Genomic DNA, 25,937 nt, shown 5'->3' on the forward strand with positions numbered 1-25,937 from the left:
CGCCGCCGCGGGTTCACAGCCCTCAGGCTGGCGTCCTGTAGCGCCTGAACCCCTCCGGTCCGGCGACGATGACCACGTTACGTCCGGCGCCTTTGGCCTCATAAAGGGCCTCATCGGCGCGGCGCAGAAGCGCATCGCGGCTGCCACAGTCTGACAGCGCGGCCACCCCGGCAGAGACCGTCATGACGCCGACGTACGGGAACGTTGTGGTGCTGACCACGTCGCGGATGCGCTCCGCTGTGCGGGCCGCATCCTCCACGGAGGTCTGCGGCAGCAGAAGAATAAACTCCTCACCGCCAAAGCGGCTGACGACGTCCCCCGTCCGGCACGCCTGCCGCAGCAGACCGGCGAGGCTGACCAGCACCGCATCGCCTGCATCATGGCCGTACCAGTCATTGATTTTTTTGAAGTGGTCAATGTCGATGGCAATCACGCACTGCGCGGCGTCATCGCTGAACCTGTCCGCCATGAGGGTAAAGCCGCGACGGTTGTAGAGTCCGGTGAGCGGATCGGTCATGGCCTCATCGCTGAGGGTAGCCATGCGGCCGGCGACCGCCAGGCGGTGATCCTGTACCGCCTCCTTAAGGCGATCGGCCTCATAATACCAGGCGGGCACCGAGGCCAGCGACGCCTCTCTGTCGTCGTCCCGCACCATGCCGGCCAGCTTTTCAAGCGGGTAAGCGATGCGCCCGGCCATCAGGGCAACGGCGGCGGCCGTGAGCACGATGATCCCCAGCAGGAACCACAGCGCGTTTTCCGCCGTGCGCACGAGAATATGCCGGACCGTTTCAGAAGTGCCCGCGATAAAAATGTTCCAGTCCGTTTTGTGCAGGCTGGCGAACCCCGTCAGAAACGCCTGTCCGCCCGCCTCCGTGCTGAATCGTCCGCTGTCCGTCGTGGCGAGTCGCTTCATCAGGGCGGCACTCAGCGTCATTCTGGTTCCCACGAGAGACGGGTCGTGGCTGAACACGATGAGGCCGTCATTGCTGACGATGCTGACGGTAGAGCCGCGGGCGTAGAAATGCTGACTCAGGATATCGCTCAGCATGCTCTGCTTCCTGAGATAAATGGTGCCGCCGATGTAGCCCAGATAGCCACCGTCCGGCGCAAACAGCGGCTGTGACAGGAACACGACGTAATTACCGGAGGCCGAGGTAAAGGGGGCCGAGATAAACGGCTTCTGCGTGGCGATGGCCTGCCGGCTCGCATCGGAGTGCAGCTTCACGCCGACCAGGCTCAGGCTCTCCGGGGAGGTGGCGGCGATAACGGCGTCGCGGTTTACCACCACCACCGTGTTAAAAAAGCCGGACTGCAGCCGGAGGCGGTCGGTCTCCCCTCTCAGCAGTGCGGGGTCGGTGAGGCCCTTAATCTGCGTAGCGCTCCAGGCGAGCTCGCGCTGCGCCGTGCCGAGATAGCGATCGGTGGTGTCGGCGAGCTTCCTCGCGTAGGCGATGTTGCTCTCCAGCAGGCTGTCCTCGATGTTGCCCTTCTGAAAAATCAGCAGCGCCCCGAGCAGCAGGCAGGAGGTGAGGATCACCCCGCCGACGGAGAGCGACAGGAGCAGTGTACGGAGGCGGAGTTTTTTCAGCGGCATGGCGTCAGGGGTCCGGTTGAGGTGTCATCAGAGTGTAACGGTCACGGACCGGGTTAAATGGCAGAACAGCGCGCCTTTTATGCGCCGCGCGACAGGATTGCGGGGGCCGGCCCACGCCAGCTTAGCGCATTTCATTCTTCTTAATGCAACTTAATCTGATAATCCTCTGCTTTCACACAATATTCGTGGATAAATATCATGGAAAATGCTTAATAAAGCGGTGCCGTCTCACCACGGCATAAATCAACGATTAGCCCGTGAAGGCTTGCGGGCATTTTTTTATCGTGCCGGACGTTTTATTTCATGAAGGCGGGCCGGTACCATACAGATAAAAGGGATATACTCCCTGCGCTGCACACACAACGCGTCTGCACAGCAAACGAAGAGAGCTGGCGTCTCCGCCCTTCCGCACCTGACTCAGGTCCGGACGACCGGTGGCGTATTGTCCGGTATTTACGGAACGTCCTGACCGCGCACCCGCGCGGTTTTTTTCTCCGCCGGCGTACAGGCGAACTTATGCACCCGTGCGGTGGATAACCCTGTGGGCAGGGTGCATACACCATCGGCCAGGGAGCGCACCATGCCCGATGGCGGGTGGCGTACAAATTTCATACAGACAGGCGGGCCGTTTATGAACAAGATGCTGCTGCTGTTTGTGCTCATGGCGTCCCCCTTATGGGCGCAGCCGGCAGCCTGCACGCCCGGCTCCGGCACCTGCATCACGGCTTCGGAGGATAAAAACGTGTTTCTGCACGCGACCTGCGATGACGACGGAGCGCTTCTGATTTCGCTGGAGGCGCCGCACGGCAGGCTTTCGGGCGATGACATACAAAACAGCGCAGGACAGGACGGCGGCGGATGGACGTGTGCCGGCGAGGCCCTGCGTGGACACTGCAACATTCTCTACGCCCGGGTGCCCGGCGCCATGCTGGACATGCTGTCCGGGCGTGCAGGCCGAGGAGTCCGGCTGGCCGGCGCCCTGCCGGAAGGACGCCCCCTGCATTTTTCTTCCGCCAGCCTGCGCCTCTGGGCTGGCGCCCTGCCCGCGCGCTGCCACTGAGCCCTGCCCCCCGGTGATCGCGGCCCGCACTGCCAGGAATCCTCTTATTCACGTGCGCCCGGTTGCCTTAACGGCAGCGGCGGTCTTTGCTTAAACCACTGCGGGTATACAGCAGGTTAAGCGGAGAAGAAACGCCATGGGTCCCGTACGCTGCCGGCGCTGCTGTGCACCTCTGACCACGGAGGATCGTTATTATTTTATCAGCCACTGTGAGACCTGCGACACGGACATCCGGCATCAGGCGGGTGAGGCACACACACCCGTAAAGTCCCCGATGTATGTGATGAGGGGCGTCTTTTTCTTATTGCGCCGTTACCGCCATATCCGGACGGCCGGGCGCTGACCTCTCGGCGGAAAAGTGACTTCTGCCAAGAGGTGGCTTTTCAGAGGAACCGAAACGATTCGGATATTAAGAAAATACGCATCCCTGCGTGATTTTATTTATTTCCGGATTGTTAACAAAATGTAGGTTACAGGAACCCCCGCATCATTTTAATATAAGACCAGCTTGTCATTCTTTTAATAAACTTTTTCGGGCAGGTGAACTTCCTGCCCTCCCAGTCAAGATTAAACCACTGAAAATCATCATCCTTTATCTTATCTATCATACTTAAAGCCTGCTCTGGCGTCCGGAAAGCATAAGCCTTCATCACGCCTTCACGGGTGCACAAATCAATGTGAACCATATAACCCCCGGGTGAAAAACTACTGTGATTTTATATTATTTTAATAACACAATCATAATAGACCTGTTTTCTCACGGTGCGTTATTTATTTTCGTTATGATTGCGTAAAAAAGGCGCTCCTGAAAAGTTGCATAAAATACCTGATTATATTTGTGTTAAATAAACAGGAATTCTGATGGCAAAATTCCTGGTCATAAATTAAATGGATCTAATCACGTTAAATCAGATTAACGCATAAGATCATGCTGCATGCTCATCGGACTGATGCCTGCACGCCCGGATATCATGCCACCGAAAAAATTGGCAAGAGGGTTGCGGTTTTTTGCCAGCCTGTGATGCGGGCTTCAGATCCGGGCCGTCCGCCCCGGGCCAGAGCAGGCAAGCTTTTGACGCGGGGGCACGGTCCGCTCCGGAAAAAATAAAACGTCCTGCAGCGCTCAGGAAAAATGCATTCCGGCCGAAGATACAAAGGAAAGCAATCGCCCACGAGTATAAGCATATATGGCCCGAGCCTTACCCCCTTCGTACCAGCCCGTATCACCTTCCTGTCTGGCTGACAGGCTTCGCGAGCTGGCTGACCTGCTGGAGTCCCGCAGCCCGTTAATCCGCGCGGCTGAGAGGCATCACACCACCGGAAGTCGCGGTGAGCCGCTCATGATCATCCGTATTGAGGTTTATGAGGAGCCGCGGTGAATACGGCGTGCGTGTGGTAAACCGCCTGAGCAGCAGGTTGGATGACGGTCAGAAGCAGACTGACATCAGAATACACCGGCTATGATGTCCACCCTGTCATGACCGCTGATATCCTTTTTTACGGATCCGTTTCGCCTGCTGTTAATTCAAAATCTTATACCGGGACGAAAATTCAGATAAGTGTTCTGGTTAAAACCTCATCCGGGGCTACAGTTGCAGTGAGACTGTCACTTTCCCGGGGCGGAGGTTGTACTGTGTTTTATCACGACGATGAGAAAGGCCATATCATTATCGGCGAGGCTGCGGTCAGACTGGCGGCCGGAGATCTGGGTTAAAACTTCACATTTCCTAAATCACGCCTGAAAATAACTGACCTGAATAATTGCTTATTAATCATGAGCTAGTTTTTTTTGATACCGGAATATCATTCCGCATCCGATAAATCACTATACAGGGTTCTTTTTTTATATACCTTCCGCGCAATATCACCCGTTCATATTTTAAACACCCCTTAATCAAGGACGCTGAATGCGCCACAAAGGCCCTGCCCCCTATACCGCAGAAGATATTGCTCTGTACTTCTCTGACGTTCAGGTTCCCACGCAGGAGGAATCGCTGGGACAGATTGTGATTGAAATTCTGCGCAGCGGTACCGCCTTAAACCGCCCCGCCCTGTGCGCAAAGCTTGTACGTCGCCTGGAAGTGGCCGCCAGCGCGGAGGAAGAGCAGCACTACCGCATACTGATCGGCCTGCTTTTTGGCCGCCAGAGTGCAGCCTGAATTCGTCGGGCCCTGAGTGGTGTCTGTTATGCATAAGAATAAAACCGAAGAACAAATCCTCAGTGTGCTAAAACAGCATGGCAACCAGCTGGCCGGAGAGTCAGAAATTATCGGCGAGGTGATTCATCGCCTGAAGCTTAACGGGGACCGCGTGCTGCGTAAGGATGTCATACTCTGCCTGATAGCAGAGCTGGAAAGTACCACAGACGTAGTCAGGCTCGACATTCTTCGCTGTGCACTTGAGGTTGTTGTGGGTTATTCACATGAGGGTGAGGACTCTTAGCCCGGAACAGGAGCGGAATGCGCTCTGTCAGCTACCCTGGCCGCAGCAGCCAGAGGCGGCGTCTTTTCAACTGGTCTTTTTGCATTTATGCCAATGGCATGCGTTATCAGTACTATTCTGTGCGCAATTATAATCCTGAAACATCAGTAACACCGCATCTTTATGTTTGCCTGAAATAATTATTATCGTCTTCTCCGCCCATTACAATTAGTGATATTCCATTCCACATAAAATAAGTTATGTGGAATGCAACATTGTGCGAGTAGACTTTGACAGCAATCAACATTGCTGTCAAAGGAGAACGCGATGCTGATCACCGGATGAATACGTCCTGTTACTGGCGAAGCGTTGGCTGAAACTGCAGTCCGATCTGGGACGGGCACAGGCTACACTCACGGCTTACCGCTGTGCCCTCCGCCATTATTTTGCGTTCTGCAGCCAGAACAGTATCGAACCTGAAAAGGCCCGGTTTGAAGACCTGGCTGCGTACATCAGCCCTCAGTTGCCCGGCATGCCTTTTCCCGTGGCCAGCGCCACGCTCCAGCTGCGCCTGTCGGCGATTCGCCTCTGGTATGACTTTCTCATCTACCTGGATCTGTGCGCGGTCAACCCGCTGCCCCGGTCAGACACGCCCGGCATGCTGAATTCCGGCCGGGGACTGGTTCCCCGCGTCGTAAAGCTGCCGTGCATTCCTGAAGGTGTTCAGTGGCAGTCTTTTCTCTTTCATGCAACCGCTTCCCCGCTGCGTGATCGCCTGATGCTGGCACTCACCTATTACGGTGCGCTGCGGAGGTCTGAAATTACCGCGCTCAGTATCGAAGACTTTGATTTCGCGCACCGTCTTATCCGCATCCGGGCAGAAACGACCAAGAGCCGGCGTGAGCGTATTGTCTGTTACAGCCCGGCCGTTGCGCCCGTGCTGGCGGCCCACCTTATGCACATGAAGCGTACAGGAATCGTCAGAGGGGCCCTGTTCCGTTCCGCGTCCGATCGTAATCCGAGCGCGCCGCTTTCATTCTGGGCTTGGAGCAAAACGGTTCGTAAATGGGCGCTGGAGTCCGGGATGCCGGACATCTCAACCCATACCTTCCGTCACCTGCGGCTGACGCATCTGGCCCGCGCAGGCTGGAAGCTGCACGAGCTTGCCACCTATGCGGGACACCGCGACCTGACCACAACACAGATTTATATCCACCTGTCGGGGCGGGATCTTGCTGCCAGGATGGCCGGCGCGATTGAAACGGCAGATATCAGGATGGCAAACCTTATTTTCAGCCTGGAGAAATAACATGAGCGCACACAAACCGACTAGATGCAGCTGGCGTCCCTTCGACATAACTGAATACCGGCTTAAGTCGTCACTGACGCCCGCTGAACGCGAGGCGCTGGCCAGCGCTCACAGCCGCGCCGGCATGCTGCGGATGAAGCCTGCGCCAGACCTCATCAGACCGCTGAAGGATATTGCCACCGGAAGCGGATGCAGCAGCAAAATCGCCGGGCTGGTGATAGCCGGGCTGCTGCGCGAAATGTACTCCTCCGGCATTCCGTGCTGGCGATGGTCGCAGGAACGCTGGCAGACGCTCTGCCGGGACGTCAGGGAGGGCCGGCCTTTGATTGCCGCCTTTGCCTGGCATCTGGGGGGGTTGCATGACCCGCTCAGCCTGCCCGATATACGCAAACCCGCCCTCTACGCCTCTGCCATTTTCGGCCAGGCTATTTATCATCAGGAGCTGCACCGTCTGACAGATACGCTGACATCGCTGGGCTATGCCCCGGCCAGCCAGAAAAATCATGTCTCCGGCATACTGGCAACGCTGATGATTATAAATCAGGATCCCCGGCTGGAGACGTTTACGCCGGAACTGCTGTGGCAGGTCCAGTCCGGCATGGAGGCAGGCACCTCCCGGTATGTCGGGCGGGTTTCGCACGCACTCGCTGCGCTGGGTATTATCAGCGCCCCGATGCGGATGCGAAACTACACAAGATGGTATGAAAAACCGGTAGAAGGCATCGATCCGGCCTGGGTGCACTGGTGCCGGCGCTGGCGTGAAACGTCCGTGCTAAGGCCTCGCACCCGCGAAACCCAGTACAGCTTTGCCCTGCGTACTGGTCTCTGGCTGGCCCGGGAGCATCCGGAGGTACGGGAACCGTCAGACTGGACCATGGAGACCTGCGCGAGCTTCATCGCGTCGGTAGGCCGGATGAACGTGGATGAACTTCAGCTGGGCACGGAAAGAGGCACCCGGAAATCGGTGCGCACCGGCGAGCCCATGATGCCGCATTCCAGGGCGAATTTTATCTATTCACTGCGCCGTTTTATGATTGATTACGAAAACTGGGGCTGGGGACGTCTGCGTTTCAGCCCGGCACGTCATCTTTCAACACCCGATACGCCCCTTTTCCGTCGCGGCGTCAATCCTAGGGTCATCGACGATCCTGTCTGTCTGAAGCTCATCTGGGCAAGCCTCAATCTGCGTCAGGAGGACCTCCTCACTGAGATACATTACCCGCTCGCCATGCTGCAGGCGATGGCCGTCATCTGGACCCATGCGGGTTTGAGGAAGAGTGAGCTGCTCCGACTGACGACCGGGTGCATCGCGGCGCAGGCGGACGATATTGAGAAGGACGACGGCAGCATCATTCCGGCAGGAACCCTCTGCTACCTGCATATCCCGGCCGGAAAAACCTCAAAAGCCTTTGTGAAACCGGTGGCGGCCGTGGTGAAAAAATACGTCGACCTCTGGCTGGATGAACGTCCTTCTGAACAGGCGATGCTTACCGACGAGCGGACCGGTGAGAAAGTCCGCCTTCTGTTACAGTACCGCGGTAAGTCTGCCGGCGATGACATTCTTAACCGAACGGTAATACCGATGCTTTGCGCACGTGCGGGCGTCCCTTTGCAGGACAGTGGAGGAACGATAACCAGCCACCGGGGACGGGCCTCAGCGGTGACCGCACTGGCCAGCGTCCCGCAGGGCATGTCGCTGTACGAACTGATGCAGTGGACGGGACATTCAACGCCTCAGTCTACTATGCATTATCTTCGCATCCGTCCGACCCAGCTGGCCGCCTCGTTTGTCAAAGCAGACCGGGTCGCGCACATGATCAGCGTGCTGATTGATCACGATCCGGAAGCCGCCAGCCTGACCGGGCCTGCGACTTACTATGATTTGGGCGATTCATACTGCACGAATCCCTTCTGGAGCAGTTGTCAGCACCGGATGGCCTGCATTGGCTGCGACTTTAATCTGCTAAAACAGAGTGCACGCGGACTGATACTGGAAAGCAAAGCCTCTGTTCGGCGTTACCTTGAGGAGATTCCGCTCACACCCGATGAGAGAACCATCGTGGAACATGACGCAGATAAAATTGAACAGGCACTTAAAAGATTGTCCCTTAAACCAGAACGGTAAAACGGGCCGCATTATGCCAGTAGCGGACGTTTAAAATATACGCTTTGCTACAAAACTAACCTGCTCAAGATTAAATTCAATCCATTAGTTAAAAACTAGTATTACTACTGATCGTTGTCTCAAGGTCACCGGAGGTTATGTGTCATTGCAGAGTATTGAAATCGTGCCTCGCCTACTGCCGGACGTTCGCGCAGGCAGGAAGCGTCATACCATTCGATGGCGGGAACGCGAAATTGTGCCGGGCCCTATGCTTTACGTAAACGTGCAGGATGTCTTTGACACGGTCATGGTGTGTGTCACGCACGTCGAAAAAATGCCGCTTTTTGACGTTGCGGCCAGGCTTGGAAAAAGTGCTGAATGGCCTGATGCTGAACTGTTGGAAGGGATGCGTGAGCACTACCCGTCCATTGAGATGGATTCAGAGGTTACGGTCATCCACCATTTACCGCCTGCGGCGTATGTTAAATCTTTATAGGCGTCATAGTTAGAACAGCATGGTAGATTCAGTTGTTAAAACTGAGCTGAGGATAGTGAATGTTCAACATTTCAGAAGTCGAAAAAGGGGATTCTGACCTGACGTGGTTGGTTAGTGAGCTCGATGCCTTTCAGAGCGGACTGTATCCTACAGAAAGTAACCACTGCCTAGATTTTTCAGCAGTCAGTGACGAACAGCTCCGATGCGTGATCGTACGTGATGAAGGAAATGCACCTGCAGGTTGTGGTGCTTTGCTATTTCACGAAGACGGCTCAGCCGAGATTAAGCGGGTTTACATTCGACCGGAATACCGGGGAAGGAAGCTTGGGCAGAATATAGTCAGTGCAATCGAGGGGATTGCTTCAGAAAAGAAATCGCGGCTGTTGCAGCTTGAAACAGGGATTCACCAGCAACCGGCTATAGCGCTATATCGCAGGTGCGGGTACGAGATATGCGATGCATTTCCCCCATATAAAGCAGATCCGTTGAGTGTTTTTATGCGCAAAGAGCTTCCTTGACTTCATGCTGTTATAGCGCCAAGGAAGTGCGCTACAGAACTGTTATATTTAATATGAGCGCTAAGCATGGTCAGTCCTGTTACAGACCTCAACGACCTCAAATTCTTCTGCGACAAGCTCCATGTCGTCAGCGTAAAAGCCAGCTCTGGTAAAAAAGGCTTTATGCTCAGATCTCCAGTATTCGAGGCTCAGATCTCCTTCGCCTTCTTTGCGGGCTAATTCCTTAGTAACGTCAGAGAAGCGAACCAGACGCATTGAGTCATTCTGATGTCGCATACCGGCTCATCCCGACCGTCGAGGATAATATTGTGACTGCCTATTCTTGGTGGCGATTTTTCTGCCAAGTATGAGGCCAAAGAACCACAGGATGCGGTTTTAATCCCTTTCATAACCAAGTCCGCCAGCTCGTTATCCATATCAGCATTGTCTCCGATCTGCCAAGCCTGGGAATCCGGATATTTCGCCTTCAGAGCATCAACTAAATTCATAATAAAATCCTTTTGCAGCAACCGTTTGGTGGTTGAAGTTAGCACAGATTCATTGAATTCGTTTCTGGAGTGGTATGTTTAATGTGGCGTAACATCCCTATCCCCAGAATTTTGACGTCCGCAGATCGCTCAAAGCGGATCAACGCTGATACTAAGCTGCACTAAATTCATTTTGTTATTGCCATCAGATCCCATCCGACAGGCTTGAAACGCCGCTTCTGGCAGCACCCTGAAGCTTGCCGGATATGCCAATCAGCGCAATCGTCCTACCGAAAAGCCACAGATCTCGTTCGCTTGCAATTATGTTTCGAAAATGTCGGGCATGCAGGATGGAAAAGCTATCGTTAGCGAAACCTTTAAGCGAGTACTTTGTTGGATATTGTGCCTCGCTTAAATAAAGCGGAGGCGGCTTTTACCTTCGCTTCTGCCGCTAGGCGATCAATTTTAGGTGCCATACTTTTCCAATAAGTGGTTGCTAAGCAGCAAATTCAAAAAAATTAAACATCATATTCATATATTTCGAACAATTACGTTTTTGTCGTAATCCCTCTATCTTTCCTCCTCTACATTCCGCATCGCTACTGACTTGCTGCAATATCCGTGACTAAGAGTGAAAAGCGTTTAGCCCAAAAACACGATGCGTTTCTGTTCTTGACATAGATTTACTAACGGAAAGGGAATGTTAAGCATTTTTGATAATGATAATGTCTATCAGAATCATTACACAAATCTTACATTATCATTCAGGATTGAAGATGAAACGCACTAAGATTGCCACAGCATTGGCCGTGATTTTGGCCGCTAAGTTCAGTTACGCTGCAGAACAGACGATGACAGTTTCAGGAAATATTCTGGGTGACTCCCGCGCTGAAGAGGTTAAAACCTGGGCGGGCAGCCGCACGGTTATCAGCAATGATCAATTAGAAAAAGGCGCTAACCGCACCCTTGATGATGCGTTGCAGCGCGTGCCTGGTGTCAAAATTCAGGATGAAACCGGCACAGGTGTTTTGCCACAGATTGCGGTGCGTGGTTTATATGACAGCCGAAGCGGTCGCGCTCAGATTCTTGAGGACGGTATTCCGCTGGTGTTAGCTCCTTACGGACAGGAAGGCATGTCGCTGTTTCCGGTGACCTTCTCAACCATCGATCGCATTGACGTGGTGCGCGGCGGCGCGGCGGTGCAATACGGCCCAAACAACGTGGGCGGCGTCATCAACCTCATCAGTAAACCGATCCCATTGAAGTGGGAGAATGAAATTGCAGAGCGCGCCACGTTTTACGGTAAAGGACGCAATCTGTGGGATACCTACCTGCGTACTGGCGGCATGTTAAATGATGATTTTGGATTGCAGGTCGAAGCCAATCAGGTGAAAGGCAGCTCATTCCGTGAGCACAGCGACAGCAAAGTTCAGAACTTCCGCGTGCGTGGCCTGTGGAATATTAATGAAGACACCACACTAAACCTCTCCTACCAGTATTACGACGCTCACGCGGATCTCGCTGGCGCCCTTTCAACTGCAGATTACAATCGCGACCGTAATCAGAGCACCCGTCCCTGGGATGACTACGACGGTCATACCAAACGCTACAGTGCAGTTTATAACCAGCAGCTGGGATCACTGGGCTTTATTGATAACGCCGAATTTAACTGGATGTTCTTCGGTCATGAGTCAGACCGTGATTTCCACGTTGGCATGAGCAAAGTAGCCGGTCAAAACTTTAATCCGGCCCTGCCCGCCGATATCGTGCAGAACTCCCCGCGCAGCTTCAAGGTCTGGGGAACCGAGCCGCGCCTCAGCATGGACATTAATGGTGACAACGTAAACCAGCAGTGGATTGTTGGCGGTCGCTTTGTCAGTGAGAAAGTGGGCTACCAGGTGCGCCAGCGCACGCTGGCTACCGGCACCACCTCCGTCACTCGTGACTGGGACTTCGATGACAAAGCCTGGGCCGGCTACATCAGTAACGCCGTTAAGCTCTTCAGTGACACTTTAACCATCACACCCGGCATGCGTTATGAAAACGTCAGTGAAAAATACACCGATAAAAAAACCGGGATACGCACCTCCGCGCCTGATACACAGTGGCTGCCGGGTCTGACCGTCGGTTATCAGCTGACACCTCAGTGGTTCCTGTATGCGGATATGCAAAAAAGTCTGCGTCCGGCGCAGGTGACGCAGATTGTCAAAGGCGGCGACGTCAGTTCTGAGCTGGCCTGGAACTATGAAAGCGGCGTGCGTTATACCCCGACTGATAACGTCAGCCTGCATGCAGGCCTGTACCGTATCGACTACAAAGATCAGATTTCGTACGACAGTGTGTCTGACAGCTACCTCAACATTGGTCGTACCCGTCATCAGGGTGTCGAGCTGGAAGGATTCTGGAGCCCGGAAGCGGTTGAAGGTCTCAAACTGCATGCGGGCTATGCCTACCTGCAGGCCGAGCAAAGGAACGGCGTGAACCGCGGTAAAGACGTGCCTTACGCCTCCCGCACTCAACTGACGCTGGATGGCAGCTACGACTGGCGCGATACCACCTTCTCGCTGTCGAGCTATTACTTTAGTAAGTCCTACGCGGACGCAGCCAACACAGTGCAGGAGAACAGCACCGGCTCGGTTGGTCAGATGCCGTCATACTGGGTATGGAATGCGCAGGTGAGCCGCGATCTGTATAAATCAGGCCGCACCGTGCTTAACGGCTATGTTGGAGTCAATAATATTTTTAACCGCGATTACTGGTTCCGTGGCGTGGACACCAGCCCGTGGGGACGTCAGCCAGCCCCGGGACGTTCTGTCACGGCGGGTGTCAGTCTGAAGTTCTGATCGTTTTGAAGAGAGCCCGCTCACCAGAGCGGGCTTTTTTATCATGGCTGGACGTAAAAAAGTCCGCTGTAAGGCATTCCGGTGAAATCGCGATACAGCGATTCTAAATCCGCCTGAGGATCGACATCGGTAAACTGCTGCGGATGAAAAAGTTTAGCCATTGCTTCTAACGCCACAACGTTAAAGGGGCTATCGTAGAACTGATGGTATATCGCCATAACGCGGTCAGATTTTGCCACGGGCAGCACACTGATACTGTCCCGCTGCATCAGCTTTTCGAGCTTTGGTAAGGTACTGAATCGTGTCGCTTCATATCCCAGAGGTACTGCCTGAGATGTGCCTCCGCGCCTGCTCCAGTCGGCTCCGCTCATCAGATACACATCAGGGCGAGCCACAATCAGCAGCTCAGGACTAATATCGGCTCCCTGCGACGGCACCTTGTCCGCCATCAGATTCCGCCCGCCCGCTTCGGGTATGAACTCACCAAAACTGTCGCGGCCAAATACCGCGCAACAGTTCAAGCCTGTCATTCCGGCATGGTTTTCAAACACCACCCCAGGCCAATTACTCTTGGAGATTGTCGCGACACGCTGGCGGGTTCTGTCGAGAAGCTGATTCCAGCGCTGAATAAACCGTCCGGCATTCTGCTGCTCTCCGGTAACCTCCCCCAGCAGTTTCATGCTCAGGGGCGTGTGGGTCAGCGGTTGCTGGCGGAAGTCGATAAACACCACCGGAATGCCGCTTTTCTCCAGCAAATCCAGCGTCCCCTCGCTTTTCAGTTTCGCCAGTATTCCCGTATCGAACACGATCAGGTCAGGCTTAAGCATCGTCGCTTGTTCAACGTTAAAACTGCTGCGGTAAGGATTGATGAATACCGGAATGGAAGACAACGACGGGTAATGCTGCGAAAAATACCGCCCCATATCTGGCGCGCGGGTCTGAAGCGAATCATCCCAGCCAGCGATCCCTTTAAGCGCATTGCCTGGATGCAGCAGGCTCATTGGTAACAGCATGCGACTGTCCGCCAGGATTATGCGCGTTGCCGGCGCGTTAACCCTGACCTGCCGACCCGCGAGATCGGTCACGGTGACAGATTGAGCGACAGCTGCCTGCGAGCAAATTAAGGCAGCCAAACCCAGTATACACTGGCCTTTCATCTTATCGGTTTCCTTACAGACATTTCTGATTGCTAAACCAAATTAAAGTATCAAATGAGATGCATTGCAGCTGAAAATTAAGAAAGCTGACACAGAATATTACTAAATAGATCATAATATCAAAGATATATCATGAGTGTGAATTATGAAAAGTGTTCAGGTTACTTCTATTTCACAACTATCACTCAGTGAATATATTTAACCATCTTGTTTAAATCATTTGAAAAACTTAAGATCAAACGTAATGATAATGTAAATGATAAGTATTACCAATACAGGTATTAATTATGATTTCGCTTGCACTACCCGTGGAGCGTTCCGGTTCAGGAAATGGACTTTTTGGCATCCTGAACTCCGTTCCTCACCCCACCCTTGTGGAAATGATCGCTGTCTCAGGGTATGACTTCGTGATCCTCGATCTGGAACATCTCCCTCATGACGAAACGCTGCTGAGTCAGTGCATCCTAGTGGCTCAGTTCAATGGCTGTGCACCGCTGGTACGCCTTACCTGCGATGATATTGCGCGGGCCGGACGCATTCTGGATATGGGGGCTCACGGCATCGTCCTGTCACGCGCAGAAAGTGCAGAGCAAATCATCTCGCTGCGCAATGCGATGTTCTTCCCCCCGGTTGGTACGAGAGGCATCACTGGCGGCAGCGTAACCGGCTTCGGGACGCTATCACTCGGAGACTACATCCGTCAGGCCAATGAAAAGTTATGGCTGGTGCCGATGATTGAAACGTCGTCGGGTATCCAGGCCATTGATGCCATGCTACGCGTGCCAGAAGTCACCATGGTGATGGAAGGCGCGCTGGATCTGGCCATGAGCATGCAGCTTGGTCCACAACCCGCACACCCCAGGGTTGAAGCAGAAATCCGCCACCTCGCCGACCGCTGCGGGGCCGCAGGGATCCCCTTCTGTGCAAATCCCCGTACACCCGAGCAGCAGCAATACTGGCAAAGCCATGGCGTAATGCACTGGCTGTGTGGTGAAGATCGTGGCTTCTTTTTCCGTACGCTGAAACAGCGGCTATCTGACATCCAGTCTCTTTAACTTATCCAACTCCAAACCAAACAGGTAAACACATGCTTAACCACAAGCCCTATGTGATAGTCAGTCACGTCGTTAACGCGGCCGTGACCGAAGGTTTTATCCCTGCAGCGCAGCGGCTGGGATATCAGGTCATCCTGCTGACCGACCATGCCATGGCGCACAGTGGCGTTGTTGAGGAGAGTGTTCGGGTGATCGAATGCGAGGTATTTAACCCGCTGTCGATTCTCGACGCCCTCACCGAATGGGGCATTACCCCTGCTGCGCTGTTCTCCAACAGCGATCATCTGCAAACCGCCACCGCCATCGCCGCTACCGCACTTGGCCTGCCTGCAAAGAACTGGGAAATCTGCTATGCCGCTAAGGAAAAATGGCGCATGCGTCAGCGCCTGGCGTCAAAGGGGCAGCCCTCGGTCTGGTCTTCTCAGCTGCTGCCTGATGCGGAGGTAGGCACAGACTGGCCCTGGCCGGTCGTCATTAAGCCCGGCCAGGGCGTGGCATCGATGGATGTTCGGCTAATCGAAGATCACCACAGCTGCCAGCACTATCTGGCCTCCCTGCCCGTTCGCCAGACGTTGCTGGTTGAAGCTTTTATGCAAGGTCCACTGTTTACGCTGGAAACGCTCGGCGACGGAACTGAACTGGTGGCGATTGGTGGCTTCGATGTTGAGTTGTCCGCGCCACCCCATTTTGTGGAAATGAGTGCGCGTTGGGAAGGAGAACACAGTACCCGCTGGAAACAGCAGGCTCTGGCGCAGCTGCAGGAGTTTGGCGTAGGTTTTGGTGTCTGTCACAGCGAGTTTATTGTTACCGAAAGTGGCCCCGTTCTGGTGGAAATAAATTACCGCAGTATCGGCGATGGTCGTGAGTTCCTGCTAAATCGCTTGCTGCCGGAAGGCTGGTTTATGCCTATTCTGCGCCTGCATCTTGGTGAACCTCTTCCACCGGTGAAAGCCGCACAGGGTGAGGCACTGATTCATTATCTGGTGGCAGGCCAGAGCGGCACGTTGCACACCCCGCCGCAACCGGCGAGTGCACCGGGACTACAGTACCGTCCGCTTAAAACCTCCGGTGACCGCATTGAGTTGACGCACTCAAATAAAGATTATCTCGGTGTGCTGTACCTGGAAGCCAGCGACGATGCACAGCTCACGCAGCTCACTGACCGCACGCTCGCGGCGCTGAAGTGGGAGATCGTCTGATGAATCAGCATGACTACATTACTCTTCGCATCATCAACGCGTGCCTGCGCGAAAACGTCAGCGGCTTGCTCAGCCAGGGCCACATATCCCTGGAGAATAATCACCACTGGCTCAACTGGCAGTCGCCTCATCAGCTATTGCGTCTGGAAGTTCACGCCTGTGATTACATGCAACCCTGGCAGGCGCTCTCCCCGATATGGCAGGTTAAGACAGCACAGGGATGGCAGACACGGTCTGGCTATGAAAGCTGGCTGGCAGCGCTGATGCCTGACAAGGACCCGGAAACCCGCGAACTTTTTGCCACCTACAAGGAAGAAGCAGACAGCGCGGTCATACAGGGTGAGCTCTGCGTAACCGCCTTTACAGAGCAGCGGACGTCACTGCTGCGAACTCCGGGTCAAATGAACTGGGGCGAGCGCCTGCGACACGCCGACCAGCTGGCAAGCTATCTCGATCACCCCTACTACCCAACGGCACGCGCCAAATTTGGCTTCAGTGAAGCGGACCTGCGCCAGTACGCACCGGAATTTTGCCAGGCATTTCATTTGCGCTGGCTGGCCGTACCGCGTGAGAAACTCACATTCACCGCTGAGCAATATAAGCCCGAGTGGTGGCCATTGCCTTCACAGGTTGGACTGGTAGCACAGCAGTTCCACAACCATGAATTAATCCCGGTACATCCGCTCACGCTGAGCCAGCTTTATGATCTTCCTGAAGGGGCAACCGTTGCACCTGAGGCCTGGCTCAAGGTGTATCCCACTTTATCAGTGCGTACCGTACAGCTCGCCGATTACCCGGACCAGCATCTTAAAGTTCCCCTTACCATGCGCACGTTAGGGCAGAAAAATATTCGGCTGATTAAACCGTCAACGCTGTATGACGGTCAGTGGTTTGCCGAGGTGCTTGCCACGTTGGAGGAAGCGGATAGCGTACTGCGCGGTAAGTACCGGCATGTTGATGAGAGCTTCTGTGGTCACGTCGCGGAAGAAAAGCAGCTGGCCTTTTTGTTGCGCCGCTACGCTGCACCTCGCAATGATGAAACCCTGCTGCCTGTCGCGGCCCTGGGCAGCAAGCTGCCGGATGGTCGCTTTTACCTGGCTTCTCTTCTGGAACAACCCGGCATGCCGGATGCGGCTGGCTGGTGGCGCGAATACTGTCAGCTAATGGCGGATGTTCACCTGACGCTGTGGTTGCGCTACGGCATTGCACTGGAGTCCAACCAGCAGAATGCTGTGCTCAGCCTGACGCCCGGCGAGAAATTGACGCTGGTGATGAAAGACAACGATGCCGCACGCATTTTACCTGAACGGTTCAAAGTGGCCTGTACCCCACTGGCAGAACGACTTTCTGCTCTGCGCGATCCGCGCATCTGTGTAGCGGAGGAAGCCGAGCTGGCCCAGATGTTTATTACCATCACCGTTCAGCTTTGTCTGGCTGCGGTGCTGGAGAGCCTCGCAGCGGGTGGGCTTATTGAGCGTAAAGCCAGTTATCAGACGTTACGCGATGCGCTTGAGCAGAGTCTGGACCGCCTTGAAAACGAAGGTGTGGATACCGGCTTTGCGCGCCAGCAGCTGTTTGATTCTCCCACACAGCCGGTGAAATACCTGCTTCTGAGCGGCAGCCTGCTCAGCAAACAGGCTTCCGGTGCTGCAGACATCAACAAGTTCTACGGTCAAAGTGGCCCCAACTTCCTGCAAAGAGACGAAAGCTAATGCGCAGTACTTTGCCGGTTGTTCTGGTATGTCACTTCCTGGCGGCTTTCACCGTACTGGGTGTTCCGCTCTATCTGCCACGACTGCTGACCTCCTTCGGTCTCTCTGAGCGTAGTCTGTGGGCCGGGGTGCTGTTCAGCCTTCCGGCGGTGATGACGGCGGTCTCTTCCGCGTGGTGGGGCCGCTTCGCCGATCGCTTTGGTCGGCGGTTATCATTACAGCGGGCGCTCACTGGACTGACTCTGGCCTTTATCCTGGCGGGCATATCGCCTTCATTGCCCTGGTTGATTGCCGCACTGGCGCTGCAGGGCGTAGCGGGGGGAACGCTGGCAGCGGCCAATGGTTATCTTTCCCTGCATCTGCATGGCGAGGATCTTGCCAAAGCGCTCAACTGGACGCAGTCATCTGCAAGACTGGCGCTCCTGAGCGCACCGCCGCTCATGGGTGCAATACTGATGTTGCAGCCTGACATTGGACAGCACTTGTGGCTGGGGCTGGCTATTTTGCCGCTGTGCGGTTTATTCGTCAGCCTGCGATTACCCCCCGATCCCGTCACTGGATCTCCAACACCAGAGACAAAGCACAAGCAAGTGAAAACCTCTTTTCCCCATCTGTGGGTGATTCAGTTCCTGTTTAATTTCGCGATGGTGGTGACGTTCCCCTACTTCCTGCCCTATGCCGCACACTGGCTGCATTCGGAAGTCCTCGTTGGGGTGTTATACAGCTGGCCGCATCTGATCTACCTGCTGCTGTTGCCTCTCTGGCATCGGCTCACAGGGCGCAGTGTCTATTTTGTGCCCGGCATGTTGCTGATGGCACTGGCGGCATTGTGGCATATGCAACTTAACGCAACACCCGCGCTGCTGGTGGCCCGCACTTTATTTGGTTGCGGCATGCTGCTGGCATACAGCGGTGCCAATCAGATGCTGAGCGACAGCATTCGCCGGCACAGCGCGGGTAAGCAGTTTGGGCAGATTGATGCCGCGGGCAAATGGGCTGGCGTTGCGGCCGGCATTGCCGCTGGCTGGCTGGTTACGCATTTCTCATTACAGGCGCCATTCCTGGCGTCTGCGCTGGCAGCCTCCGGCGCCATCGTACTTTTTGTTTTCTCTCCCTTACGAGGATCAGGTTATGTCCGTATCACTCGCCGTTCGTAAAAATCCCTTACTGGCACCCAAAGCCAGTCTCGAAAGAGAGCAGGCAGAATTTGCAGGTCTGACAGCTCTGCTGAACTGCTATATCCGGGAATTTGCCCGTCCGGCTGGACGCGTTAAGCAAGTACAACAGGGCAATATTCCTCTGTCGCTCGCCAGCCGCATGGTCACCGGGAACGTCATTTTGCTGGAGATGGGTAGCGATGGAAGCACGCTATTTGCTATCCGTGCTTCACGCTGGAGTTTGCTGGAGCGCGGCGATTATATCGGCACGCCGTTCATTAAACAGTTTGGTCGTCCATGGCGGGCCGTCCGCTGCAGCGAAGCAATGGCACTGCTCGTCAGTGACATGGTGCATCAGACCGGACAGCTGCCGGACCAGGAATTACTCGACCAGATTGAAAACAGCGTCCAGGTAGCAGCCTCCTTCCTGGAGCGTCTGCCGCAACGTACCAGGGAACACAGCTACATTCAAAGTGAAGAGAGTCTGCTCTGGGGGCATCCGATGCATCCCAGCCCGAAAAGTCGTCAGGGTGTCGCGCCAGATGCGCTACTGGCCTGCTCACCTGAAGTGGCCGCGCGCTTTCCGCTGTTCTGGTTCCGCATTGATCCCTCACTGTTGCAGGTTCGTGGTGGTGCCCCAGTGACCAGGATGCTGGATCAGCTCAATGGAGAGAACAGCTATCCTTGTCATCCCTGGGAAGTCCACCACATTACCCAGTCAGCTCTTTATGCTCGGGCAGCAAAAGCAGGACTCATTACCCCTTTAGGACTTACAGGTGCAGAATTTGCGGCTACCTCTTCAGTACGCACGCTTTATCGAGCCGAGCTGCCCTACTACCTCAAATGCTCCATTCATGTACGGCTCACCAATTGTGTTCGAAAGAATGCCTGGTATGAACTGGAAAGCGCCGTGGCACTCAATACCCTGCTGGAAAGTCACTTTTCACGTCTTGAACGACAGGTGCCAGGCTTCCACATCATGCGCGAGCCCGCTGCCAGCAGCCTGGATTTCTCCTCCGTGGCCGAGGCAAGTGAAATGGACGAAGTGCGCCATCTACAGGAGTGCTTTGGCATTCTCTACCGCGAGAACCTGACTGACGAACAGCCGTGGCTAGCCGCATCACTCTTCGCACTGGATCATCAGGGCAACAGCCCATTGCAACCGTTGATCCACCAACTCAGCGCCGCACAAGGAATTTCAACACAGCAGGCCAGTTTGCTGTGGATCAATAGCTACCTGTCAGTACTGCTACCCGGCGTGCTGGACGCCTTTTTCACCGAAGGATTAGTGTTTGAGCCACACCTGCAAAATGTGCTGGTTTCCTTTGAAAATCATCTGCCAAATCAAATCTGGGTACGCGATCTTGAGGGCACTAAACTCACGACTGAACGTTGGTCGGCCAATGACCTGGCGATTATGTCCGAGCGTGCCCGGCAGTCCGTCTGGTATAGCCGTGAACAGGGCTGGCGTCGCGTGGCCTATTGCCTGCTTATCAATCATCTCTCTGAGGTGCTGTTCCGTCTCGCAGATGGCGATCAGATGCTGGAACAACAGCTTTGGGATGCACTGGCTGGGCAGTTGAGTCGCTGGCATCACCAGCCGGAGATCGCCGCTATTCTCGCAGGAGATGCAATTCCATCGAAAAACAACCTGAAAACCCGACTGCTAAAGAAAGCCGATAAGCACGCAGATTACACCCTGATGCAGCATCCAATGAGGAGTGCCCAGTGACCCCGAAAGTCAAAGAAACACTGCAACTGTTGCAGCAGCAACGCGCAGAGCCGTTATGTGCATATGTGTACGATCTCGATGCGCTGCGTCAGCACATCCGTCACATGCATGATGCATTGCCATCAGGTTGTGAACTCTTCTATGCGGCGAAAGCCAACCCTGAAGCGCCGATACTCCATACCCTTTACGACCATGTTGATGGCTTTGAAGCGGCATCCGGTGGCGAACTCACCTGGTTACGTGAGCAGGTGCCCGGCAAGCCGCTTATTTTCGGCGGACCTGGTAAATTACAGAGTGAGCTGCTACAGGCAGTGCAACTCGGCGTGGAAGTTTTGCATATCGAAAGTTTAACGGAATTGCTTCGTATACAGGCTATTGCGCTTGAACAGAATCAAACGATCTCCGTGTTGCTGCGGATGAATATTGCGCTGGAAGGGGTTACCGGTACGCGACTGATGATGGGGGGAAAACCAACGCCATTTGGCCTGGATGAACAGGAGTTACCCGCAGCCCTGCGCGAAATCGCCGCCTCTCCACAGATAAAGCTCAGGGGTTTTCATTTCCATCTTATGTCCCATCAGTTGGACGTAGATAATCATCTGACGTTAATTCGTATGTATCTGGACAAGGTTCAAGACTGGTGCGATCGCTGGTCGTTAAAAATTGACTTGATCAACGTCGGTGGTGGTATCGGGATTAACTATCTCGAGCCACAGCATCACTTTGACTGGGTCTCATTTTGTCAGCGTCTGCCAGACGTTACGCAATTCAGCCAGTCTCAGGGCTGGACGCTGCGATTTGAGTGCGGTCGCTATATTGCGGCAGCCTGCGGCTATTACGTAATGGAGGTACTGGACGTCAAAAAGAATCTTGGCGAGTGGTTTGCGATTGGTCGCGGCGGTACTCATCACTTCCGCACCCCTGCCGCGCAAAGCCACAACCATCCGTTTAGCGTGTTAAGGCGTGAACAAAACGCACCGTGGATAAACGATCAACAGGTCACGCTGGTCGGACAGCTTTGTACACCGAAAGATGTGTTGGCACGCCAACAGGTCATCTCTGCATTGGCACCAGGTGACTGGCTGGTCTTTGAACTCGCAGGTGCTTATGCATGGAACATCTCGCATCAGAACTTCCTGATGCATTCCCCGCCTGAATTTATCTGGCTGGAAGATTAATCAAAAGTTTCATAAAAAAAGATGATTTTACCTCTGGTGGCTTAACAATCTACCAGAGGGCAGCCTGTAAAATCCTGGTACAGACTTACGTTACAATTTTTGGAACTTGGTGCCATGGGGATTTCTGTACCAGCAATAATCCTGACAGTTACGGGATGGTCGCGAATTCGTGAATGTCTGCAGTGTGCCAGAAGCGGACGTTACTGATTCTGCAATCCATCAATTATGGGAAGCAGTCTAACGTCATCAAACCGGATTCGGGAACAAAGAACTCACGCCTTTAATGAACCAGGTGGTTCTGTTAATATGGGAAGACTTACAGGGAGACACCATATGCGAACACTGACTGAAAAAAAACGAACTGACATCCTTAACGCCGCCACGACTGTCTTTCTCGAACAGGGTTACGAACGCGCATCCATGGAGGCTGTGGCCAGAGTTGCAGAGTGCTCCAAAGCGACGCTCTATAACTATTTCTCCTCCAAGGAGAGCCTTCTTGACGCTGTCGTCAGGGCGTACGGCACCAATTTCCTGACGCGCGCGGCGGATGACATCTTCAGTCAGGATAGTCGTCATCTACCCTTGGCTGACAGGCTGCAGCGCTTTGGTGAGGGCATGCTGGGTGCAATGACATCGGACTGGAAGGGACTCCAGTTGTATCGCATGGTTATCGGCGAGGCCGGACATTCTGGCATCGGTGATATTTTTTACGAGTCGGGTGTCCGCGAAAGCATGAATGCTCTGGCAACACTGATGAAACAGCACATCGAAGCTGGTGACCTGGTTCCCGCCCACCCCGAACTGAGGGCGAAACAGTTTTCTGCGCTCGTGAAGGCCGAGGCTGATGAGCTTTTTCTGCGCTACAAAATGCCGGTTTATACACACGAAGATATCATCGCTATGGTGAAAAGCGCTGTAGAGGTATTTATATCGGGTGCAGCACCCCGCTGACCAGGCCAGCAGGGCGGACTATTCGCTCTTAAAGGTTGACTAATCTCTGAATATAATTAAACTGGTACGTACAGTTTAATTATAGGAGATAACGCTTATGCTTCACCGTTTCATTTTAGTGGCAGGTCTGGCCGTGGGTTCGCTTCTGCTTAGCGGCTGCGTTTCTTTATTCTGAGGAGTTAACATGCATTCTCTTTATAGCCTCATTACCGTGATGACCGTACTGATGCTTACCGGGTGTCTTTCCATCGGCAGCCATATCTGAAACTTACCAGCCCGCCAGAAGGCGGGCAATTTTATATACCCATCCATTTAAAGTCTTCGCTTATGGGATTCTAAAACACGTAACCCTGTGAGCCAAGCCAGGTGCTGCGGGGCTTTTACCAGAGGGTGATATCGCTGAGCACCAGCATCAGTAGTACAGAAAGCGCATTCACAATGAAGCATTCCGCCACCAGAAGTATTCGCACCCGTCCAGATGAGCCCCCCCACACCCTGACGGCATAGTATTCGGCCCGGCGCTGCCCGAACCGGTGCAGACGGTGCATTTCAATGAGGTTGCCGGCAGTTCTGAGCAGGGCGCATGTCACAGTCAGCAGCATGGCTCCATATGTGAACCACTGTCTGGGCGATACATTTTCCAGCGCCCCGGCTATCGGCCAGCCATTCATCAGCTGACCTGTGCGTCAAATGCGGTAAGGATGCCGGAGACAATAAAAATAAGCGCCAGAACGGCCCGGATGAACAGCATCCTCATGCTCCTGCACCCGCCGCATACCGTCGCAGAAAATCAGCTGTTCTGCGCCTCACTTCTTTACGGAGCAGCGGCTTATCCTGCTGAAGGCCAGCCATCAGGCTCCACAACTCTTCCGTCAGCTTCATGTATACATGAGCCATTTCGCCAGAGGGCCGGCAGCGCAACTCTCCGCGCAGCATTGCTGTATCAATAACGCTCCGCGCATAGTCCGCTGCCGGTGTAAAGGCGTCACTTCCTGGACCGGCAAGGCTGATCCCTGCTTCGCCATACTTTTGCAGCATCAGCATCATTCTTATCAGCCTGCGCCGCACCGGCAGACCGGAATAGCGGAGCGGCAGGCTCAGAGTAAAACAGACGCGCTCAGTACTCACTTCCCGTATGGGCTCTGCCATGCCCACCGTGAGTACCGGCGTGATGGCCAGCATGGAGCTGGGCAGGCACGTGGTGCCTGACGACGAAACTTCCGGTTTTAAATAAAGCATTCCGCACTCCTCATGTAAAAGTCAGCGACACTCACTGAAACATTTTGTTGACAGAGTCAGGATAAACCATATTAACTATACCGTACAGTTCATTATATCAAAAAGTAACCGGAGAATAATTTATGGTTCGCCTCACAAAACAGCTGTCCCGTACGCTTATCCTGACCGCCATCATTGCCGCCGCAGGATGTTCGTCCACGTCACCGGTAAAATATTCCGGCATTCAGGCCACATCCCGGATGACGCCTAACACGGCTGATGACAGCGACCGGATCCCTTTCCGCTATGCCACCCCGGTTGACTGGAGCAAATACCGCAGCATCACCATCGATCCTATTGAAATTTATGGTGGCAGCGACGCACAGTTTAATGACATGTCTCAGGAAGACCGGCGCAATCTGGCAGACTACATGCAGAAGAAGTTTGCCGACGTGCTGCGGGAGAAGTTTACTGTCAACACCAGCACCAGGAATGCCCCTTCTCTCCGGCTAAAGCTGACGCTGACCGGCGCGGATACCACGCCACAGGTTGTGGGGACCTTTACGAAATTCGACCTGGCTGGCGGCCCTTATAATATCGTTCAGTCTGTGCGAGGCGGGCGCGGACTGATGAGCGGTTACGTCAACTATGCAGTGGAAGTGAAAGATGCCGCAACCGGTGAACTCCTGCTGGCCTACGTGGCGGAACAGTACCCTAATGCGATGAACGTGGGTGCAACATTTGGCTCAATGAGTGCGGCAGAAACAGGGGTGGACAAAGGCGCAGAGCAACTGCTGGAAAAACTGCAGCAGAGCAGATAATAACCAGAACGTGACGGCATGTGGGCATAGGACTCTGTCAGTGTAGCCAGCGCTACACTGATATAGGAGAGGATTTCAGGCACTGTTCACAGAAGCTCTCCTCACATCAAAAAGGGCTGTGATGTGAATTTCCAATGTCCGCTTTTCGCTCATAGCAGCCATTCAAATCCGAACTAATCCTGTAGATTTTCCATTCCACATAAACCACAGTATGTCGCAGCGCGTGATGACCGCTCTGAAGGAGATCACCCCCCGCGTCGAGCAGTATTCAATTGACGAAATGTTCCTGGAGCTGACCGGCATCAATCGCTGTGAGAACTTTGAGCATTTTGGCCGGCGCCTCCGTGCGCATGTGCTGGCCACGACCGGCCTGACTATCGGCGTGGGCATGGGACCGACAAAGACCCTGGCAAAATCGGCGCAGTGGGCCAGCAAGGAGTGGCCGCAGTTCCGCGGTGTGCTGGCGCTGACGCCGGGCTACCCGAAGCGCACCGCAACGCTGCTGGAAAACCAGCCCGTTGAGGAGATATGGGGCGTTGGCCGGCGCATCGGCAAAAGACTCAACCTGATGGGCATCGAAAATGCCCTGCAGCTGGCGCGTGCGCACCCTGCCCTCATCCGGAAAAACTTCAGCGTGGTGCTCGAGCGCACCGTGCGTGAGCTCAACGGGGAATCGTGCATCCCCCTTGAGGAGTTTGCGCCGGCGAAACAGCAGATCGTCTGCAGCCGCTCCTTTGGCGAACGCATCACGACAAAAGTGGCCATGCAGGAAGCGCTGTGTCAGTACGCCACCCGTGCGGCGGAGAAGCTGAGGAAAGAGCGCCAGTTCTGCCGGCGCATCAGCGTTTTTATCCGGACCTCGCCGCACGCGCAGGGAGAAGTCTTCTACGGCAACAGCGCCGGCGAGAATCTCACCCTACCCACGCAGGATACGCGCGACGTGAT

The 25,937-nt window shown here is 54.4% G+C and carries 21 protein-coding genes and 2 pseudogenes; 17 read left to right on the plus strand and 6 right to left on the minus strand.

The genetic code is table 11. The features are described 5' to 3' along the window. Positions 1-22: 22 nt before the first annotated feature. The gene (locus F3J36_RS20220) at positions 23-1,594 is read right to left on the minus strand and encodes a diguanylate cyclase (RefSeq protein ID WP_166720421.1); all 1,572 of its coding nucleotides are present in this window, start codon (positions 1,592-1,594) and stop codon (positions 23-25) included. A 631-nt stretch (positions 1,595-2,225) separates the two neighbouring features. Between F3J36_RS20220 and F3J36_RS20225 the strand changes: the two genes are divergently transcribed. Next, positions 2,226-2,654, plus strand: a complete 429-nt coding sequence (locus F3J36_RS20225; RefSeq protein ID WP_166720422.1) for a hypothetical protein — start codon at positions 2,226-2,228, stop codon at positions 2,652-2,654. A 470-nt stretch (positions 2,655-3,124) separates the two neighbouring features. On the opposite strand, the gene F3J36_RS20230 is transcribed toward F3J36_RS20225, so the two are convergent. Then, positions 3,125-3,340: a hypothetical protein gene (locus tag F3J36_RS20230; RefSeq protein WP_100702970.1), complete on the minus strand. Its 216-nt coding sequence runs from the start codon at positions 3,338-3,340 to the stop codon at positions 3,125-3,127. Positions 3,341-4,561: 1,221 nt separating this feature from the next. Between F3J36_RS20230 and ycgZ the strand changes: the two genes are divergently transcribed. From ycgZ to F3J36_RS20260, 6 genes are all read left to right on the plus strand, one after another. Next, positions 4,562-4,813: a regulatory protein YcgZ gene (ycgZ, locus tag F3J36_RS20235; RefSeq protein ID WP_166720423.1), complete on the plus strand. Its 252-nt coding sequence runs from the start codon at positions 4,562-4,564 to the stop codon at positions 4,811-4,813. Positions 4,814-4,841: 28 nt separating this feature from the next. Beyond that, positions 4,842-5,096 (plus strand): biofilm development regulator YmgB/AriR family protein, encoded by a 255-nt coding sequence (locus F3J36_RS20240; protein WP_166720424.1) that lies wholly within the window; start codon positions 4,842-4,844, stop codon positions 5,094-5,096. Between the two features lie 331 nt (positions 5,097-5,427). After that, a complete protein-coding gene (locus F3J36_RS20245) occupies positions 5,428-6,384 on the plus strand; it encodes a site-specific integrase (protein ID WP_166720448.1) in 957 nt (318 codons plus the stop codon). A gap of 1 nt (position 6,385) precedes the next feature. Then, positions 6,386-8,509, plus strand: a complete 2,124-nt coding sequence (locus F3J36_RS20250; RefSeq protein ID WP_166720425.1) for a tyrosine-type recombinase/integrase — start codon at positions 6,386-6,388, stop codon at positions 8,507-8,509. Positions 8,510-8,648: 139 nt separating this feature from the next. Then, complete coding sequence (locus F3J36_RS20255) at positions 8,649-8,984, plus strand: ASCH domain-containing protein (protein WP_371742060.1); 336 nt, start codon at positions 8,649-8,651, stop codon at positions 8,982-8,984. A gap of 59 nt (positions 8,985-9,043) precedes the next feature. Continuing rightward, positions 9,044-9,502: a GNAT family N-acetyltransferase gene (locus F3J36_RS20260; RefSeq protein ID WP_166720426.1), complete on the plus strand. Its 459-nt coding sequence runs from the start codon at positions 9,044-9,046 to the stop codon at positions 9,500-9,502. A gap of 60 nt (positions 9,503-9,562) precedes the next feature. Here the strand turns inward: F3J36_RS20260 and F3J36_RS20265 are convergent. Further along, a pseudogene (locus tag F3J36_RS20265) lies at positions 9,563-9,990 on the minus strand (ASCH domain-containing protein). A gap of 830 nt (positions 9,991-10,820) precedes the next feature. Here F3J36_RS20265 and F3J36_RS20270 point away from each other — a divergent pair. After that, on the plus strand, positions 10,821-12,812 hold the full coding sequence (locus tag F3J36_RS20270; protein WP_247653218.1) for a TonB-dependent siderophore receptor: 1,992 nt from the start codon (positions 10,821-10,823) through the stop codon (positions 12,810-12,812). Positions 12,813-12,853: 41 nt separating this feature from the next. Here F3J36_RS20270 and F3J36_RS20275 read toward each other — a convergent pair whose 3' ends face one another. Continuing rightward, positions 12,854-13,969, minus strand: a complete 1,116-nt coding sequence (locus tag F3J36_RS20275; RefSeq protein ID WP_166720428.1) for an ABC transporter substrate-binding protein — start codon at positions 13,967-13,969, stop codon at positions 12,854-12,856. A 287-nt stretch (positions 13,970-14,256) separates the two neighbouring features. On the opposite strand from F3J36_RS20275, the gene F3J36_RS20280 reads away from it, so the two are divergent. The 7 genes from F3J36_RS20280 (at position 14,257) to F3J36_RS20310 (ending at position 22,953) form a co-directional block, all read left to right on the plus strand. Then, positions 14,257-15,024 (plus strand): HpcH/HpaI aldolase/citrate lyase family protein, encoded by a 768-nt coding sequence (locus tag F3J36_RS20280; protein WP_166720429.1) that lies wholly within the window; start codon positions 14,257-14,259, stop codon positions 15,022-15,024. Between the two features lie 32 nt (positions 15,025-15,056). Further along, positions 15,057-16,223, plus strand: coding sequence for a siderophore biosynthesis protein PvsA (locus tag F3J36_RS20285; RefSeq protein ID WP_166720430.1), 1,167 nt, complete (start codon positions 15,057-15,059; stop codon positions 16,221-16,223). After that, positions 16,223-17,935, plus strand: a complete 1,713-nt coding sequence (locus tag F3J36_RS20290) for an IucA/IucC family protein (protein ID WP_166720431.1) — start codon at positions 16,223-16,225, stop codon at positions 17,933-17,935. The genes F3J36_RS20285 and F3J36_RS20290 overlap by 1 nt, the downstream gene beginning before the upstream one ends. Continuing rightward, a complete protein-coding gene (locus F3J36_RS20295; protein ID WP_166720432.1) occupies positions 17,935-19,092 on the plus strand; it encodes an MFS transporter in 1,158 nt (385 codons plus the stop codon). Before F3J36_RS20290 ends, F3J36_RS20295 begins: the two co-directional genes overlap by 1 nt. Then, positions 19,067-20,824: an IucA/IucC family siderophore biosynthesis protein gene (locus tag F3J36_RS20300; RefSeq protein ID WP_166720433.1), complete on the plus strand. Its 1,758-nt coding sequence runs from the start codon at positions 19,067-19,069 to the stop codon at positions 20,822-20,824. Before F3J36_RS20295 ends, F3J36_RS20300 begins: the two co-directional genes overlap by 26 nt. Further along, positions 20,821-22,002 carry a type III PLP-dependent enzyme gene (locus F3J36_RS20305; RefSeq protein ID WP_166720434.1) on the plus strand — a complete coding sequence of 394 codons (1,182 nt, stop codon included), beginning with the start codon at positions 20,821-20,823 and terminating at the stop codon, positions 22,000-22,002. Before F3J36_RS20300 ends, F3J36_RS20305 begins: the two co-directional genes overlap by 4 nt. 333 nt (positions 22,003-22,335) lie before the next feature. Further along, positions 22,336-22,953, plus strand: coding sequence for a TetR/AcrR family transcriptional regulator (locus F3J36_RS20310; protein WP_166720435.1), 618 nt, complete (start codon positions 22,336-22,338; stop codon positions 22,951-22,953). Between the two features lie 380 nt (positions 22,954-23,333). Here F3J36_RS20310 and F3J36_RS20315 read toward each other — a convergent pair whose 3' ends face one another. Next, positions 23,334-23,624, minus strand: coding sequence for a hypothetical protein (locus F3J36_RS20315; protein ID WP_166720436.1), 291 nt, complete (start codon positions 23,622-23,624; stop codon positions 23,334-23,336). Positions 23,625-23,706: 82 nt separating this feature from the next. Beyond that, entirely contained in the window at positions 23,707-24,192 is a 486-nt protein-coding gene (locus F3J36_RS20320) for a hypothetical protein (protein ID WP_247653219.1), read from the minus strand. Positions 24,193-24,314: 122 nt separating this feature from the next. Here F3J36_RS20320 and F3J36_RS20325 point away from each other — a divergent pair, with 122 nt between their 5' ends. Together F3J36_RS20325 and F3J36_RS20330 are read left to right on the plus strand one after the other, a co-directional pair. After that, positions 24,315-24,992, plus strand: coding sequence for a DUF3313 domain-containing protein (locus tag F3J36_RS20325; RefSeq protein WP_166720437.1), 678 nt, complete (start codon positions 24,315-24,317; stop codon positions 24,990-24,992). A gap of 205 nt (positions 24,993-25,197) precedes the next feature. Then, positions 25,198-25,937: pseudogene (locus F3J36_RS20330) on the plus strand (DNA polymerase V subunit UmuC); the annotation flags it as partial.

Source organism: Pantoea sp. Cy-640 (genome assembly GCF_011752635.1).
Classification (GTDB): Bacteria; Pseudomonadota; Gammaproteobacteria; order Enterobacterales; family Enterobacteriaceae; genus Pantoea; species Pantoea dispersa.

Coding starts and splice junctions, on each gene's coding strand:
- F3J36_RS20220 (WP_166720421.1), bottom strand. CDS start 1,594: ATGCCGCTGAAAAAACTCCGCCTCCGTACACTGCTCCTGTCGCTCTCC.
- F3J36_RS20225 (WP_166720422.1), top strand. CDS start 2,226: ATGAACAAGATGCTGCTGCTGTTTGTGCTCATGGCGTCCCCCTTATGG.
- F3J36_RS20230 (WP_100702970.1), bottom strand. CDS start 3,340: ATGGTTCACATTGATTTGTGCACCCGTGAAGGCGTGATGAAGGCTTAT.
- ycgZ (WP_166720423.1), top strand. CDS start 4,562: ATGCGCCACAAAGGCCCTGCCCCCTATACCGCAGAAGATATTGCTCTG.
- F3J36_RS20240 (WP_166720424.1), top strand. CDS start 4,842: ATGCATAAGAATAAAACCGAAGAACAAATCCTCAGTGTGCTAAAACAG.
- F3J36_RS20250 (WP_166720425.1), top strand. CDS start 6,386: ATGAGCGCACACAAACCGACTAGATGCAGCTGGCGTCCCTTCGACATA.
- F3J36_RS20260 (WP_166720426.1), top strand. CDS start 9,044: ATGTTCAACATTTCAGAAGTCGAAAAAGGGGATTCTGACCTGACGTGG.
- F3J36_RS20270 (WP_247653218.1), top strand. CDS start 10,821: ATGACAGTTTCAGGAAATATTCTGGGTGACTCCCGCGCTGAAGAGGTT.
- F3J36_RS20275 (WP_166720428.1), bottom strand. CDS start 13,969: ATGAAAGGCCAGTGTATACTGGGTTTGGCTGCCTTAATTTGCTCGCAG.
- F3J36_RS20280 (WP_166720429.1), top strand. CDS start 14,257: ATGATTTCGCTTGCACTACCCGTGGAGCGTTCCGGTTCAGGAAATGGA.
- F3J36_RS20285 (WP_166720430.1), top strand. CDS start 15,057: ATGCTTAACCACAAGCCCTATGTGATAGTCAGTCACGTCGTTAACGCG.
- F3J36_RS20290 (WP_166720431.1), top strand. CDS start 16,223: ATGAATCAGCATGACTACATTACTCTTCGCATCATCAACGCGTGCCTG.
- F3J36_RS20295 (WP_166720432.1), top strand. CDS start 17,935: ATGCGCAGTACTTTGCCGGTTGTTCTGGTATGTCACTTCCTGGCGGCT.
- F3J36_RS20300 (WP_166720433.1), top strand. CDS start 19,067: ATGTCCGTATCACTCGCCGTTCGTAAAAATCCCTTACTGGCACCCAAA.
- F3J36_RS20310 (WP_166720435.1), top strand. CDS start 22,336: ATGCGAACACTGACTGAAAAAAAACGAACTGACATCCTTAACGCCGCC.
- F3J36_RS20315 (WP_166720436.1), bottom strand. CDS start 23,624: ATGAATGGCTGGCCGATAGCCGGGGCGCTGGAAAATGTATCGCCCAGA.
- F3J36_RS20320 (WP_247653219.1), bottom strand. CDS start 24,192: ATGCTTTATTTAAAACCGGAAGTTTCGTCGTCAGGCACCACGTGCCTG.
- F3J36_RS20325 (WP_166720437.1), top strand. CDS start 24,315: ATGGTTCGCCTCACAAAACAGCTGTCCCGTACGCTTATCCTGACCGCC.